Raw genomic sequence first — 14,787 nt, 5'->3', positions numbered from 1 at the left:
AGGGCACAGCGGGCCGCCGCAGGTGGGGCCGGTGACCGGCCCGGCGCCGGGATCAGGTCGCGGCGGGCTCCAGGTCCGCCTCGCTCATCCTCATCAGCCGTTCCAGCACCCCGTCCGGCATCGGCCGGGGCAGGAACCCGGCGAACTGGCGCATCGCCATGGACGACAGCAGGACCAGCGCGTCGGCGTCGCCCTCGGTGTCGCCGGTCGGCTCCTCGGTCGTTCCGGACGTCATCGCCGCCCTCAGGGCAGGGCCGACGGTCGGGTGGCCGAACCACTCGCTGACGGTGGAGTCGAGGGTGAGCGGCCGCGACAGGTGGTCGCCCGCCAGGTCGAGGGTGGCGGTGGCGACGACGTCGTGTGCGTTGTCGGCGAGCTGCACCCGGTACCGCCCGGCGGCGACGGTCCAGTCGCCGCGGGTGATGTCCCAGTAGGCGAAGGCGCGGCGGTCGAGGTCGATCTCGACCGTGGTGCTCTCACCCGGGGCGAGCGCCACCTTGGTGAAACCGCGCAGCTCCCGGGCCGGGCTGCTGACGGGGCGCTTGGGGGCGGTGACGTAGATCTGCACCACGTGCTTTCCCGAGCGCTCGCCGGTGTTGGTGACAATGACGCTGACCGTGGCGGTGTCCGGGCCGGTGGGCGTGACCCGGAAGCCGCTCTGCTCGAAGGAGGTGTAGCTCAGGCCGTGGCCGAAGGGGTAGCGGACGGCGACGTCGGCGGTCTCGTAGTAGCGGTAGCCGACCATGACGCCCTCGCCGTAGCGGACGTGGCCCTGTTCGCCGGGGAAGTTGAGGAAGGCGGGGGTGTCGCCCAGCCGGAGCGGGATGGTCTCGGCGAGGCGCCCTGAGGGGTTGACCCGGCCGGTCAGTACATCGGCGATCGCGCCGCCGCCCGCCTGGCCGGGCAGCCACGCTTCCACCACCGCGTCCACGTCGTCGTGCCAGCCCGCCAGGCTCACCACGCCACCGTTGAGAAGCACGACGACAGTACGCCTGGCCACCTGAGCAACGGATCGGATCAACTTCACTTGATCGGTGGGGAGTTGGAGATGCACCCGATCAAACCCTTCGGACTCGTCGGCCTCACGCAGGCCGACCACCAGGACGACGGTGTCCACTCGGCCGGCGACTGCGACGGCCTCCTCGCGGAGGTGTCCGGGGTCTGCTTGCCCCTTGGTGTCATAGCCCTGCGCGAAGTCGACCCGGGCCTGCGGCAGCAGGGCGCGCAGCTCCTCCAGCGGGCTGTCGACGCGGGTGGCGTTGACGTGGGAGCTGCCGCCGCCCTGGTAGCGCGGGGCCGTGGCGAACTCGCCGATGACGGCGATGCGGCCGGTGGCGGAGAGGGGCAGGGTCCGGTCCTGGTTCTTCAGCAGCACCAGGCAGTCGGCGGCTCCCTCGCGTGCCAGCCGGTGGTGCGCGTCGAAGTCCACCGTGTCGTAGTCGGCCTTCGCTCGGACTCGCTCGGCCAGACCGCGCAGCCGATCCAGGGCGGTGTCGACGACGGTCTCGTCCAGCTCGCCGGAGCGGACCGCGTCGGCGACCTCGACATCGGTGCGGCGGTGAGTACCGGGCATTTCGAGGTCGGTGCCGGCGAGAAGAGCGGCGACGCGATCGTTGACGGCACCCCAGTCGGAGACGACCAGGCCGTCGAAGCCCCATTCCTCGCGGAGCACCTGGGTGAGCAGCCACTGGTTCTCGGCGGCGTAGGTGCCGTTGACCTTGTTGTAGGCGCACATGACGGTCGCCGGGCGAGCCTGTACCACGATCCGCTCGAATGCCGGGAGGTAGATCTCGCGCAGGGTGCGCTCGTCGACGTCGGCGCTGACCCGCATCCGGTCGGTCTCCTGGTTGTTGGCGGCGAAGTGCTTGACCGAGGAGCCGACGCCCCGACTCTGCACTCCGGCCACATGTGCCGCACCCAGGACGCCGCTGAGCAAGGGGTCCTCGGAGAGGTACTCGAAGTTGCGGCCGCACAGCGGTGAGCGCTTGATGTTGACTCCGGGGCCCAAGAGGATGTCCACGCCGAGTGCCCGGGCCTCGTGGCCGAGTGCCTCTCCGACCCGGCCGACCAGTTCGGCGTCCCAGCTGGAGGCCAGTGCGACCGCGGGCGGGAAACAGGTCGCCGGATGGCTGTCGTAGAGGCCGAGGCCGGAGTCCATCCGTTGGCGCCGGACGCCGTGCGGTCCGTCGCTCAGCACGAGTGCGGGAACTCCCGCCCGTTCGGCGGGCTTGGTCGTCCACATGTCCCGGCCTGAGAGCAGTGCGGTCTTCTCGTCGAGGCTCAGCTCGGCTGCGCCGTGATGGTGGCTGGTCGCCATGTGCGAAGTCCTTGGGAGAGAGGGTGGTTCAGGGACTGGAGCGGGGGTGCAGGACCAGGTGGTGGCTTCCGGACCCCAGTCGGCCGGCGGCCTGTGCGGAGTGCCAGCCCTCGGGCGGGAGGAACCGTCCTGTCGTGCCGGGCGGCAGTACGGCGTCCACCGTGAGGGTGCTGTCGCTGATCGCCCAGGCGACGGACGCCGTGCCGTACGGCGTATCGACGGAGGCTTCGGCGGAGGTGAGCGCGCCGCCCGGGTGGGGCGCGATCTCGAGGGTGCGGTAGCCGGGGGCAGTAGGCCGTAGCCCGGCGACGGAACGGTAGAGCCAGGCGGCGACCGCGCCGTAGGCGTAGTGGTTGAAGGACAGCATCATGCCGGCGTTCTCGACGTCGATGGTGCCGTCGGGACGGATGGCGTCCCACCGCTCCCACATGGTGGTGGCGCCGCGCTCGACCTGGTAGAGCCAGCCCGGGCATTCGGTGTTGAGCAGGAGTTGGTAGGCCTCGGCCACATGGCCGGTGCCGGTGAGGGCGGGCAGGACGAACGGTGTGCCCAGGAAGCCGGTGGCGATACGCCCGTCGCGGGCGCGTACCAGGGCGGCGAGGGCCTCGCCCACCGCGGCGCGCCCGGCGGCGGGTGCGATGCCGAACTCGAGGGCGAGCGCGCAGCCGGTCTGGGTGCTGCGGGCGTGGTCGCCCCATTTCCGCCAGGCGGCCTCGGCGGTACGCCGGTGCAGGGCCGCGTACCGTTCGGCGTCGTCGCCATGGCCCAGTTCCCGGGCCGCGTCGGCGAGAAGACGGGCGCTGTGCGCGACAAAGGCGGTGGCGACATAACCGGAGTCGGTGGTGGCCCGCGCCGGGTCCTCCGGAGGGGCGGCCGGGTCGAGCCAGTCACCGAGTTGGGCGTTGCCGCTCCAGGTGCCGTCCTCGTCCAGGTGGTCGACGGTGAACTCGACCCACGCGCGCATCGCCGCGTAGTGACGGGCCAGTCGGCTCTGCCGCCCGTAGGCCTCGTACAGGGCGGTGGGTACGACGGTCGCGGCGTCACCCCAGCCCGCGGAGCCGCCGGCCTTCGGCAGCTCGGTCGGGGGCAGTTCTCCGAGGTCCACGTCGGGGATCACCAACGGGACCGCGCCGTCGTCCCGCTGCTCGATGCGCAGGTCGGTGAGCCAGCTGTCCAGGAAGGCGCCGCTGTCGAACGTGGCGCACGCCGTCGGGGCGAAGGCCATGATGTCCCCGGTCCAGCCGAGGCGTTCGTCGCGTTGTGGACAGTCCGTGGGCACGGCGAGGAAGTTGCCGCGCTGGGACCGTACGACGTTGGCGTACAGGGTGTTGACTCGTTCGTCGGAGCAGCGGAAGTCGCCGATGCGGCGCAGGTCGCTGGCCACGACGAGGACGTCGACCGCCTCGACGGTGACCCCGGGGGAGGCGTCGATCTCGGCGTACCGGAAGCCGTGGAAGGTGAACTCGGGCTCCAGCTCGACACTGCCGCCTGCCAAGGTGTACCGGTCGGTGGCGCGGGCGCCGCGCAGGATGCTGGTCAGCAGACGGCCGTCGCCGTCGAGGACCTCGGCGTGCCGGACGGTCACCGTGCCTCCCGGCGGGCCGTCGGCACGGATCCTGAGCCAGCCGGTGTTGTTCTCGCCCGCGTCCACGGCGATGGTGCCGTCGGGCAGGGCTCGTCGCTCCGGCCGGATGACCTGGACGACACGTACGGGTGGGTGGGCCCGCTGGGTCAGCCCGGTGGGCAGGGGGAGCGCGGCGGCCCGTTCCCAGCTGCCGTCGTCGAAGCCGGGCAGTCGCCAGCCGTCGGGTTCGCGGCGCAGGTCGCGCTCGCAGCCGTCGTACAGGTCCGCCTCCAGCAGGTCGCCGTAGCCGCCCCGCCAGTGGTCGTCGGTGGCGACGGTGACGGTGGTGCCGTCGGCGAGGGTGACCTCGAGCTGGGCGAGCAGTGCCGTCGTGTCGCCGTAGACGTTGCGGTTCTTGTGCCAGGTGAGGTGGCCGCGGTACCAGCCGTCGCCGACCGCGGCGGTGAGGGCGTTGCGGCCGGGGGCGAGCAGGTCGGTGACGTCGTAGGTGGCGTAGAGCAGCCGGTTCGGGTAGCTGGTCCAGCCCGGTTCCAGCAGTTCGTCGGAGACCGGCCGGCCGTTGACCGTGGTGCGGTGGACGCCCAGGGCGGTCACGTGGAGGCGGGCGGATACCGGCTCCGCCGGGAGGTCGAACTCCCGGCGGAGCAACGGCACCGGGCCGGGGGAGGAGCGGCCCGGGTCACTGTGGACATGGACGGGGCGGGCCGTCCAGTCCGTCTCGTCGAGCAGCGCCGCCTCCACCCGGGCGGCACCGCTCCACTCGGTCCAGCCGAGGTCGGTGCGGACACGAGCGCGCCAGAAGCGGACCTCGCGACTGCGCAGGGGAGGGGCAGGCCAGGGGTGGTCGGTCACCAGGTCGGACTCGATCCGGCCGCTGGATGCGGGGTCACCGAAGGACGGGTCGGATGACACCTGGATCTCGTAGGCGTGCTGCAGGACGTTCGGCCGGTCGCTCGCCAGCGACCAGGACAGGCGGGGTTCTCGGTGCGAGGTGGCCACGAGACCGGAGTCGTCCGAGGTGTGCAGGCCGATGACCGACGTAGTGGTGTCGGTCGCGTGGGGTGCCTCGATGCTCGGTGGTTTCATCGCTGGAGGTGCCTCCGGAGGAATCGCAGCGTGGACTGATGCAGCGCGGTGCGGTGCGGCACGGTTCCCCAGGCATGGTCCGCGCCCTCGACGATCTCCAGGTGCGCGTTGCCGTCGTAGTGGTCCAGGTAGCGGCGTACGTATGCGAGGGGAGCGATGTGGTCCTTGTCGCCGTGCAGGATGTGGACCGGGCCCGCGTACGCGCCCGACCGACCGTAGACGTCGAGACCGGCGAGGTCCTTGACGAAAGCGGGGCTCACCCGGTGCCCGTCGGCGTCGAAGTAGCCGTGCTCCGCGATCTCCGGCGCGACTTCGCGGCCCTTGAGGTAACCGCTGCCGACCTCGAAAGGGGCAACGGCGGCCGGGGACCACAGGCACAGTGCGCCTGTGCCGGGCTCCTCGGCGGCTGCGATGCCGGCGACCACGCCGCCCATGCTCATACCGACCAGGCCGATGCGGTCCGGGTCGACGAAGTCGAGGGTCCTGACGCTACGGAGGATCGCGCGGGTCTCGGCGATCTCGCCGGTGACGGTGACGTCGAAGAAGTCGCCGTCGCTCTCGCCGTGCCCGGAGAGGTCGAAGCGGACCGAGGCGATTCCGTGGGCCTCCAGCAGCCGGGACATGGCGACGAAGTTCGGCAGCTCGAGCCGGTTGGAGGTGAAGCCGTGGACGAACACCACGGTCGGGTGGCGGGTTTCGCTCGGCCCCTCGGGGATGTGCAGGGTGGCACGCAGCGTCAGGCCGTCGTGCTGGAAGTCGTGAGGGCGGATCACAGGGAGACCTTTCGGGTCATCGCAGGGGCAGTGGTGGCGTCGCTCGACGCTGCATGTGCCTGGGGCTGTTCGAGAGGGGAGGCCTTGGGCAGTCGCGGAATCCAGACCAGGCCGATGAGCGCCGCCACCAGCACGCAGCCGAAGAGCAGGCCGAAGAACAGCCGGGTGTGGCCCACGGCGAAGGCGGGAGTGCCCAGTGCGGCCAGGCCCGCGAGCGCCCGGGCGAAGGCCATCGTCATACCGCCGGCGGTGGCCCGCAGCAGGGTGGGGAACAGTTCCTGGGACCAGACCTTGTAGACGGACTCGCCGGCGAAGGCGTTGCCGAGCCCGGAGATGAGCATGACGGCGACCAGGGCGAACCTGGTGGGGCCGAGCAGCGCGGGCAGGGCCCAGGCGAGGACGATCAGGGCCGAGCCGGCGGCGAACCAGACATGCCTGGCCGGCCGGTCGACCACCCGCATGAAGACCAGGCCCGCGACGAAGCCGACCGGCAGTCCGAGAAGGGTCAGCTGCGAGAACTGCGCGACCTCGCCCTTGGCCAGAGCGGTCCACAGGAATGTGCCGAACTGGCCGAGCGTGTTCGCGCCGAGGTTCCAGGTGGCGTAGTACAGCCCGGTCGCGAGCAGGGCGTAGACGGTCGGTGCCCGGAAGAGGTCCCGGGCACGGGTGAACTCGATGCTCTCCGCGCCCGTGGCCGCGCGCGCTTCGGAGGCCCGACGCGCTGCCGTCCATTCCGCCGACTCCCTGAGAGTGAGGCGCAGGAGAAGCACGACGGCCGCCACGACCAGCAGGTGGCCGAAGAGGACCCGGCCGCCGAGCACGCCCTGCACTCCCATGAAGGAGCTCAGCACCAGCACGGAGACGATACCGGCGAGCCAGAGCATTCCGGAGAAGACCACCATGGTGCCCTTCTTGTCCGGCGGCGCCTCCTCGTTGGCGAGCGCGAGCGACACCGGCAGGTCCGCACCGATGGCCAGACCCGTGGCCATGACGCCGCTGTACAACAGAGAGGGGCTCGCCGCTACGAGGAGCAGCAGGGCCCCGATCGCATAGAGGACGAGCGAGTAGGTGAAGACCGTCCGGCGGCCGAAACGGTCGCCCAGCCGGCCCCCGAACAGCGCGCCGACCGCGAACGCCAACGTCTGCAGCCCCAACAGCGAGCCGATGGCCCCGGTGCTGAGCTGGAGCGGGGCCGCGTAATAGCCGCCGATCGCGATTCCCGACGTCACCAGAGCCGCGGCGTCGAGGTAGGAGGCCATGCCGGCGAGGATCGCGGTCTTCCAGGAACCGCTCAGGGTGGTTTTCGGATCAGGCATGGGTCCTCTTCGTCGAGTACCGGGGAGGGGACGGCGGGGCGCCTGAGATGGGGCGGGGGACCTGTTGCACGAGGCGCCGGCCGGGGGCTCAGAGTCTTGCCGCGAGGTTGCTTACTCGGGCTACTTAAACGTGTAGGTAAGCTGTACGGGTAAGCTAACCGCAGCCTTGGGCTTTGGCAAGAGGTGTCTCGGAGGGTGGGGTGCATGGCTGGGAGCTCCAACGGCAGGAGGGTGACCAGCGGGGACGTCGCGCGGGAAGCGGGTGTCTCGCGTGCGACCGTGAGCTACGTCCTCAATGACGACCCGCGCCAGACCATCTCCGAGGCGACGCGCCGTCGGGTGTGGGAGGCGGCCGCCAAGCTCGGCTACGCGCCCTCGGCCGCGGCACGCACCCTGCGGACGGGACGCTCGTCCATCGTGCTCGGCCTCCTGCCGAACTGGCCGATCGAGCATGTCCTCGGACGCTTCATCCAGCAGCTGACCAGCGCCTTCGCCGAACACGAACTCACCTTCCTGGTGCATTCGTCGGCGCCCCCCGCCCGGCCCCTGCGGGAGATCTGGAAGGCCCTGACGCCCGCGGCGGTGCTCGCCCTGGACGAGTTCCCCGAGTCCGAGGCCGACGCCATGCGCACGGCGGGAATCGAGGTGGTCATGGCGGTCCACGGCGCGGTACAGGGGAAGCTTCGGCCGCCCCTGGTGTCCGAGGAGCCGATCGGTGCTGCACAGGCCCGCCACCTCGCCGGCCGGCACCAGCGCCTCGGCTACGCCTACCCCGACCTGGCGGGACTCGATGTCCTGGCCCGGCCGCGACTGGACGGGGTCCGCGAGGTCTGCGCAGAACTCGGCGTGCCGGAGCCGGATGTCCGCACCGTGCCGCTGGAGCCGGACGGTGCCGGGGCAGCGGTGAAGGCGTGGCTCGCCGCCGACCCGCCGGTGACGGGCATCTGCGCGTTCAACGACGACATCGCCATGGCCGTGCTGGTAGCCCTGCGGTCCCTCGGGCGGCGCGCCCCGCACGACCTTGCCGTGATCGGAGTCGACGACGTCCCCGGCGCGGCTCTTGCGCAGCCGCCGCTGACCACGGTCGTCCGGGACACCGACGCCATCGCTCGGGCTGTGGCCCGTCGTGTCGTCGACACACTGCACGGCAGGGACGTCCCCACCGACCCCATCTCGGACCGGCTTCAGGTCCAGGTCCGCGAGTCCGCCTGACGGGCGCGTCCGCCATGTGCGCGGGGTGCGTCTCTGGACGTCTGTCGCCGGATCCTCCCTCGAGGGATGTGTGAGAACCCTCTCCGGCGACCACCGAACAGGCCGCCCCGCCCCGTGGCAGCGACACGGGGCGGGGCGGGGTTGCGTACGGGCATGCGCGTCAGAGGGTGAGGAGCACCTTGGTGGCGCGTCGCTCGTCCATCGCCTTGTAGCCCTCGGGGGCCTGGTCGAGGGGCAGGGTGAGGTCGAAGACCTTGCCGGGGTCGATCTTGCGGTCCCAGATGAGCTGGATCAGCTCGGGCAGGAAGCGGCGCACGGGGGCGGGGCCGCCGAGGGTGTGGATGCCGGCGAAGAACAGCTCGATGCCGGGGATGGACACGTCGTAGTTCACGCCCACGTAGCCCAGGTGCCCGCCGCCGCGGGTGGCGCCGACGGCCTGCATGAACGATTCCTGGGTGCCGACCGCCTCGACGACCGAGTGCGCGCCGAGGCCTCCGGTGAGTTCCTTGATCTTCGCGACGCCCTCGTCGCCGCGCTCCTCGACGATGTCGGTCGCGCCGTAGTGGCGGGCCAGCTTCTGCCGCTCGGGGTGGCGGGACATGGCGATGATCCGCTCGGCGCCGAGCTGCTTGGCGGCCAGGACGGCCATCAGGCCGACGGCGCCGTCGCCCACCACCGCGACGGTCTTGCCGGGGCCGGCCTCGGCGGCGACGGCCGCGTACCAGCCGGTGCCGAGCACGTCGGAGGCGGCGAGGAGGTCGGGGATCAGCTCCGGATCGGGCTGTCCGGGGGTGGCGACCAGGGTGCCGTCGGCATGCGGGATACGGGCCTTCTCGGCCTGGGTGCCGATCCCGGCGTGGACGAACTCGGCGTGCACGCACTTGGACTGGAAGCCGGCCTGACAGATCTCGCAGGTGTTGTCGGAGATGACGAACGATCCGACGACGAAGTCCCCGGGCTTGACGGTCCTCACGTCGGAGCCGACCTCCTCGACCACACCCACGTACTCATGCCCCATGAGCGTGTGGTCGGCGGGCTCGACGCCGCGGTACGGCCACAGGTCCGACCCGCAGATGCAGGTCGCCGACAGCTTCACGATCGCGTCGGTGGGCTCGATGATCTTCGGGTCGTCACGGTCCTCGACCCGGACGTCGCCGGCCTTGTGCATGATGACGCCGCGCATACCTGAATCTCCTAGCTTTCCTTGCTTCTGCTTGCTGTGCGTGTACCGGGCAGAACTGCCTGGGGGAGCACCTCCACGCACCACCGGTGAGGGCAGGGCGAAGAACACCACGTCATCCATGTAAGCCCCATCCCGCCCGTGCAGCGAGTTACTGATGAGGGGTGTACTGGCAGTACACCCCAACCCGGCGGACTCGGCCGTACCGTCGTGTCGTGGACAACCGTGATGAAGTCCGCGAGTTCCTGACCTCGCGGCGAGCCAAGATCACCCCGGAGCAGGCGGGGCTGCCGGCCGGCACCCGGCGTCGTGTCACCGGTCTGCGCAGGAGCGAGGTCGCGGCGCTGGCCGACGTCAGCGTCGAGTACTACGCCAAGCTGGAACGCGGCAACCTCGCCGGTGTCTCACCGGCCGTGCTCGAAGCCGTAGCCCGCGCCCTCCAGCTGGATGACGCCGAACGGGCTCACCTGCTCCATCTGGCGCAGGCTCAGGCGGGCTCCGACACCCTCGCCCGTCCCCGGCGGCGCTCCGACAGGCAGCGGACCCTGCACAAGAGCCTGCAGTGGACCCTGGACGCCGTCACCGCCGGGCCGGCGTTCGTCGTCAACGGCCGCCTGGACGTGCTGGCCGCCAACCAGCTCGCCCGCGCCTTCTTCAGCGACCTCTACGACGGCGGCGCGCAGCCGCCGAACCTGGCCCGCTACCAGTTCCTCGAACCCGCGGCCCGCCGCTTCTACCCGGACTGGGACCGCGCCGCCGGCATGACCGTGGACCTGCTGCGTACCGAGGCCGGCAGCAACCCGCACGACAAGGACCTGCACGACCTCATCGGAGAGCTATCCACCCGCAGCGACGGATTCCGCACCCGCTGGAGCACCCACAACGTGACCCACCACGGCACCGGCTCCAAACGCTTCCACCACCCCGTCGTCGGCGACCTCACCCTCTCCTGGGAGTCCCTGGTCATGGCCGCCGAACCCGGCCTCAGCCTCATCATCTACACCGCCGAACCCGGCTCACCTTCCCAGGAAGCCCTGCACCTGCTCACTTCCTGGGCCGCCACTCAGCAAACCGCAACCGCCCCTTCTCTACGGCCTCCAGCCGCTCCGCCGAAGTGATCGCCGAAAAGGGAAAACTGTTTGCCGGGTCCGGCGTCAGGATCGCAAAAGGCTGCTTCGGCACTTCCCGAAACCCGCTCCGGGATCTACCAACTCTGCTGATCCCGGAGCGGGGCACCGCTCCCGCGGCCGTCAATTTTCTCCCGGACGACAGACCACTGAGCCGATATGGCGTCCGGTCACTGAGCCGATATGGCGTCCAGATCGCTTTCCAGGAGCTCACTCAGCTCCCGCAGCGCCTGGTCGGCCTCGGGTCCCTCGGTGCGCAGCAGTACCTCGTCTCCCTGGCCGGCTCCGAGGCGCATCACGCCCAGGATGCTGGCCGCGTCCACGGTCACGTCCCCCTTGGTGAGGGTCGCGCTCGCGCCGCTCTTCGCCGCCGCCTGGACGAACAGGGAGGCCGGGCGGGCGTGCAGGCCGGACGGGGATCCGATCGTGACACGGCGTTCAGGCATGTGTGGTCCTTCCATGAGTCCGTTGGACGGGACGCCGACACGTATACAAAAAAGACCCGGAGCCGCCGCCCGTCCGGGTGGGGTTCCGGGTCTTGCCTGATCGTGTCAGTGACAATCCCGCAGCCGGAGCATAACCCAGCTACCTGCGTGGCCGGAAGTATGGACAACGCCGGGATGCGGGGCTACAGTCCCCGGCCAAGGACCGAGTGTCCTGCGGATTTCGGGATTGTTACTCGATGGTTCACGCCACCGAGGCAAAACCCGGGTTCCGGCCGTGCAGCCTTTTCGGGCGCGGGCCGGAATCCGGGTTTTTTTGTGCCCGCGCAGGGCGCCGGTACCGCCATTCCGGCAGCTCGACGAGGAGTCGGCCATGCAATACCAGCAAGTAGCGAATGACGTCCTTCGGGGCGTCGGCGGCGAGTCCAACATCAGATCCGTCGAGAGCTGCGCGACCAGGCTGCGGTTCCACCTGGTCGACCGCTCGAAGGCGGACAAGGCCGCGGTGGAGACCGTTCCCGGAGTGATCGCCGTGGTGGAGAGCGGCGGCCAGTTCCAGGTGGTCATCGGCAACCGCGTCAAGGACGTGTACGCCGAACTCCAGCACGTCGCCCGGCCCGCCGCGGACGCCGACGGCGCACACCCCGGGCCCGCGGGCTTCGGCGCACGCATGGCCGAACTGATCACCAGCATCTTCACGCCGCTGATCTGGGTGCTCGCGGGCGCAGGACTGCTGAAGGCGCTGCTGGCGGTCGGCGTCAAGATCTCTCCGTCGTTCGGCGGTTCGACCACGTACGCGATCCTCTTCGCGGCTGGGGACGCGGTCTTCCAGTTCATGCCGATTCTGCTGGCCGTCACTGCCGCCCGGCGCTTCAAGGCCGACCAGATGACGTCCCTCGCCATCGCGGGGGCGCTCATCTACACCAGCACCATCGGAGTCGTGGCCGGGCCCAAGGGCACCACGGAAACCCTCAAGGCCTTCTACGACGGCGGCGGCCACGTCACCTTCCTCGGCGTGCCCGTCGTCATGATCACCTACCTGTTCGCGGTGATTCCCACCGTCGTTGCCGTCTACGCGCAGTCCCGCCTGGAACCGCTGCTGAAGCGCGTCATCCCGGATGTGCTGCGCAACCTCGGCGTACCGCTGCTCACGCTGGCGATCGTCGTGCCCGTGACCCTCCTCGCCATCGGTCCCGCCACCGACTACGCGGGCACCTGGCTGTCGGACGGCATCAACTGGCTGTGGGACCTCTCGCCGATCGCCGGAGGGGTCATCGTGGGTGCCCTCTACCAGGTCACCATCATCTTCGGCCTGCACTTCAGCTTCGCTCCCATCATCCTCCAGCAGCTCTCCACCAGTGGGGCGTCCCTGTTCTTCGGCGCGTTCTTCCCGCCGGTCCTCGCCCAGGGCGGTGCGACTCTCGCGGTGTTCCTGCGCACGCGTGACCGGCAGATCAAGGCCGTGGCCGGTACCGCCTCCATCTCGGCGTTGGTGGCCGGTGTCACCGAGCCGGCGGTGTACGGCGTGACCCTGCGCTACAAGAGGCCGTTCGTGATGGCGTGCATCGCGGGCGGCATCGGCGGCGGCATCATCGGCGCCAGCCACTCCGGCCCCACGGCCCTTGTCCTTCCCAGCGGTCTCACCATCGGCTCGTCCGTGGGGGTGGGCAACTACGGCCTGTTCCTGCTCGGTTCGGCGGTGGCGGCCGTCCTCGGTTTCGTCCTCACCCTCGTCTCGTTCAAGGAGAGGAACCTGTCCTCCCCGGCCGCGGCACCGGTCACCCTGAGCACGGTGGAGGAGCCCGAGCCGACCCCGAGCAGCGCCTCGGCACCCGTCGCCGTGGCCGTACGCACGAAGCTCCTGGAAGTACTCGCACCGGTCTCCGGCACAGTCGTCGCTCTCGCGGACGTGCCCGACAAGGTCTTCGCCTCCGGAGCGATCGGCGAGGGAGCGGGCCTGCTCCCGGCGACGGGCGAAGTCCGGGCGCCCTTCGGCGCGACGGTGATCACCGCGATGCCACACGCCTACGGGCTGCGGACGGACGACGGCGTGGAGGTCCTCGTCCACGTGGGCATCGACACCGTCAAGCTCGAAGGCCGCCACTTCCGCCCCGCCGTCACCGAGGGCACCCGGGTCCGCCCAGGCGACCTGCTCGTCGAGTTCGACCCGCAGGCCGTACGGGATGCCGGATACGACCCGGTCACCGTCGTCCTGGTGACGGCGAAGGCCGGCTACGCCGAGGTCGGAACGAAAACCGGCAACCTGCTGACCGGTGATCCGTTCCTGACCCTCCAGCCCTGATCACAGCCATTCGAGCACGGAGTGAACGACATGACTCACCTTCCCCCACTGCGCCCCGGCTTCTTGTGGGGCGCCTCCACCTCGGCCTACCAGGTGGAGGGTGGCTGGGACGCCGACGGCAAGGGTCCGTCGGTGCAGGACGCCCGCACCGGCCTGCCCGAGGGAACCACCGACTTCCGCGTGGCCAGCGACCACTACCACCGCTACCGCGAGGATGTCGCCCTCCTCGCCGAACTCGGCCTGAAGGCCTACCGGTTCTCGATCGCCTGGACGCGTGTCGTCCCGGACGGCGACGGCCCCGAGAACCCGGACGGCATCGCCTTCTACCACCGGCTCATCGACGAACTGCTCGCCCACGGCATCGAACCGATCGTCACCATGTACCACTTCGACCTGCCCCAGGCCCTCCAGGAGAAGGGCGGCTGGTCCTCGCGCGCCACCGTGGACGCGTTCGCGCGCTACGCCGGCATCCTCTTCAGGGAGTACGGCTCGAAGGTCCGGTACTGGCTGACCATCAACGAGCAGAACATGATGATCCTGCACGGCTCGGCCATGGGCGTCGCCGGGGAGGACACGATCGAGGCCAAGCGCGACCTGTACCAGCAGAACCACCACATGCTCCTTGCGCAGGCACGGGCGATGGCCCTGTGCCACGAGACGCTGCCCCACGCCAAGATCGGCCCCGCGCCGAACATCGTCTCCATCTACCCTGCGTCCAGCGCCCCCGAGGACGTCCTGGCCGCCGACGACTTCTCCGCCATCCGCAACTGGCTCTACCTGGACGTCGCCGTACACGGCCGCTACAACCCCACCGCCTGGGCCTACCTCACCAAGCGAGGGATCCAGCCGGTCTTCGCCGAAGGCGACCAGAGCGTGCTGGCCTCCGGGCGCCCGGACTTCATCGCCCTCAACTACTACGCCACCCACACGGTGGCGGCCCCCTCGGGCGGCAGCGAGGACGTGAACGACATGGGGGACGAGCTCTTCACCGTCGGTGAGGCCGGGGTGTACCGGGGTGTACCGAACCCCCACCTGAAGGCCACCGATTTCGGGGCGGAGATCGATCCCGCGGGGTTCCGCATCACCCTCCGCGAGGTCTACGGCCGCTACCGGCTGCCATTGCTGATCACGGAGAACGGGCTCGGTGCGTACGACGTCCTCGAGGCCGACGGCACGGTGCACGACGGCTACCGCATCGACTACCTGGCCGAACACATCCGGCACCTGCAGCTCGCGGCAGGAGACGGGGTCGACGTCCTGGGCTACTGCCCCTGGTCCGCCATCGACCTGGTCTCCACACACCAGGGCGCGTCCAAGCGCTACGGCTTCGTCTACGTCGACCGCGACGAGTTCGACCTCAAGGAGCTGGCCCGGGTACGGAAGGACAGCTTCTTCTGGTACCGGGACGTCATCGCCCGCAACGGAGTGCGGGTGCCGTAACGGCAT

Annotated in this window: 10 protein-coding genes; 4 read left to right on the top strand and 6 right to left on the bottom strand. The window is 70.2% G+C overall.

Annotated elements, in window-relative coordinates; all coding sequences use genetic code 11:
• Window positions 1-52: 52 nt before the first annotated feature.
• Genes ACFY1E_RS12715 through ACFY1E_RS12700 form a run of 4 tightly spaced genes read right to left on the bottom strand, consistent with a single transcriptional unit; the run spans window position 53 to window position 7,077 of the window.
• Window positions 53-2,317 carry a glycoside hydrolase family 3 C-terminal domain-containing protein gene (locus ACFY1E_RS12715; protein ID WP_389074709.1) on the bottom strand — a complete coding sequence of 755 codons (2,265 nt, stop codon included), beginning with the start codon at window positions 2,315-2,317 and terminating at the stop codon, window positions 53-55.
• Between the two features lie 28 nt (window positions 2,318-2,345).
• Window positions 2,346-4,988 carry a family 78 glycoside hydrolase catalytic domain gene (locus ACFY1E_RS12710; RefSeq protein WP_389074707.1) on the bottom strand — a complete coding sequence of 881 codons (2,643 nt, stop codon included), beginning with the start codon at window positions 4,986-4,988 and terminating at the stop codon, window positions 2,346-2,348.
• Window positions 4,985-5,761: an alpha/beta hydrolase gene (locus ACFY1E_RS12705; protein WP_389074705.1), complete on the bottom strand. Its 777-nt coding sequence runs from the start codon at window positions 5,759-5,761 to the stop codon at window positions 4,985-4,987. Before ACFY1E_RS12705 ends, ACFY1E_RS12710 begins: the two co-directional genes overlap by 4 nt.
• Window positions 5,758-7,077, bottom strand: a complete 1,320-nt coding sequence (locus ACFY1E_RS12700) for an MFS transporter (protein WP_389074703.1) — start codon at window positions 7,075-7,077, stop codon at window positions 5,758-5,760. Before ACFY1E_RS12700 ends, ACFY1E_RS12705 begins: the two co-directional genes overlap by 4 nt.
• Before the next feature lie 204 nt (window positions 7,078-7,281).
• Between ACFY1E_RS12700 and ACFY1E_RS12695 the strand changes: the two genes are divergently transcribed.
• Window positions 7,282-8,289, top strand: coding sequence for a LacI family DNA-binding transcriptional regulator (locus ACFY1E_RS12695; protein ID WP_389074701.1), 1,008 nt, complete (start codon window positions 7,282-7,284; stop codon window positions 8,287-8,289).
• A 160-nt stretch (window positions 8,290-8,449) separates the two neighbouring features.
• On the opposite strand, the gene ACFY1E_RS12690 is transcribed toward ACFY1E_RS12695, so the two are convergent.
• Complete coding sequence (locus ACFY1E_RS12690; RefSeq protein ID WP_389074698.1) at window positions 8,450-9,472, bottom strand: zinc-dependent alcohol dehydrogenase family protein; 1,023 nt, start codon at window positions 9,470-9,472, stop codon at window positions 8,450-8,452.
• A 212-nt stretch (window positions 9,473-9,684) separates the two neighbouring features.
• On the opposite strand from ACFY1E_RS12690, the gene ACFY1E_RS12685 reads away from it, so the two are divergent.
• Window positions 9,685-10,587, top strand: a complete 903-nt coding sequence (locus ACFY1E_RS12685) for a helix-turn-helix transcriptional regulator (protein WP_389074696.1) — start codon at window positions 9,685-9,687, stop codon at window positions 10,585-10,587.
• A 179-nt stretch (window positions 10,588-10,766) separates the two neighbouring features.
• On the opposite strand, the gene ACFY1E_RS12680 is transcribed toward ACFY1E_RS12685, so the two are convergent.
• Window positions 10,767-11,042, bottom strand: a complete 276-nt coding sequence (locus tag ACFY1E_RS12680) for an HPr family phosphocarrier protein (protein WP_389074693.1) — start codon at window positions 11,040-11,042, stop codon at window positions 10,767-10,769.
• Between the two features lie 370 nt (window positions 11,043-11,412).
• Here ACFY1E_RS12680 and ACFY1E_RS12675 point away from each other — a divergent pair, with 370 nt between their 5' ends.
• Window positions 11,413-13,341, top strand: coding sequence for a glucose PTS transporter subunit IIA (locus ACFY1E_RS12675; protein ID WP_389074691.1), 1,929 nt, complete (start codon window positions 11,413-11,415; stop codon window positions 13,339-13,341).
• Between the two features lie 30 nt (window positions 13,342-13,371).
• Window positions 13,372-14,781: a glycoside hydrolase family 1 protein gene (locus ACFY1E_RS12670; protein WP_389074688.1), complete on the top strand. Its 1,410-nt coding sequence runs from the start codon at window positions 13,372-13,374 to the stop codon at window positions 14,779-14,781.
• Window positions 14,782-14,787: the final 6 nt, after the last annotated feature.

The organism is Streptomyces sp. NPDC001604, assembly GCF_042893475.1.
Taxonomy (GTDB): Bacteria; Actinomycetota; Actinomycetes; order Streptomycetales; family Streptomycetaceae; genus Streptomyces.
The sequence above is the reverse complement of the archived record's forward strand: the minus strand, read 5'-3'. Positions and strand labels throughout refer to the sequence as shown.

Bases quoted from the DNA above. Each gene is read 5' to 3' on its own strand.
- ACFY1E_RS12715 (WP_389074709.1), bottom strand. From the start codon at position 2,317: ATGGCGACCAGCCACCATCACGGCGCAGCCGAGCTGAGCCTCGACGAG.
- ACFY1E_RS12710 (WP_389074707.1), bottom strand. From the start codon at position 4,988: ATGAAACCACCGAGCATCGAGGCACCCCACGCGACCGACACCACTACG.
- ACFY1E_RS12700 (WP_389074703.1), bottom strand. From the start codon at position 7,077: ATGCCTGATCCGAAAACCACCCTGAGCGGTTCCTGGAAGACCGCGATC.
- ACFY1E_RS12695 (WP_389074701.1), top strand. From the start codon at position 7,282: ATGGCTGGGAGCTCCAACGGCAGGAGGGTGACCAGCGGGGACGTCGCG.
- ACFY1E_RS12690 (WP_389074698.1), bottom strand. From the start codon at position 9,472: ATGCGCGGCGTCATCATGCACAAGGCCGGCGACGTCCGGGTCGAGGAC.
- ACFY1E_RS12680 (WP_389074693.1), bottom strand. From the start codon at position 11,042: ATGCCTGAACGCCGTGTCACGATCGGATCCCCGTCCGGCCTGCACGCC.
- ACFY1E_RS12675 (WP_389074691.1), top strand. From the start codon at position 11,413: ATGCAATACCAGCAAGTAGCGAATGACGTCCTTCGGGGCGTCGGCGGC.
- ACFY1E_RS12670 (WP_389074688.1), top strand. From the start codon at position 13,372: ATGACTCACCTTCCCCCACTGCGCCCCGGCTTCTTGTGGGGCGCCTCC.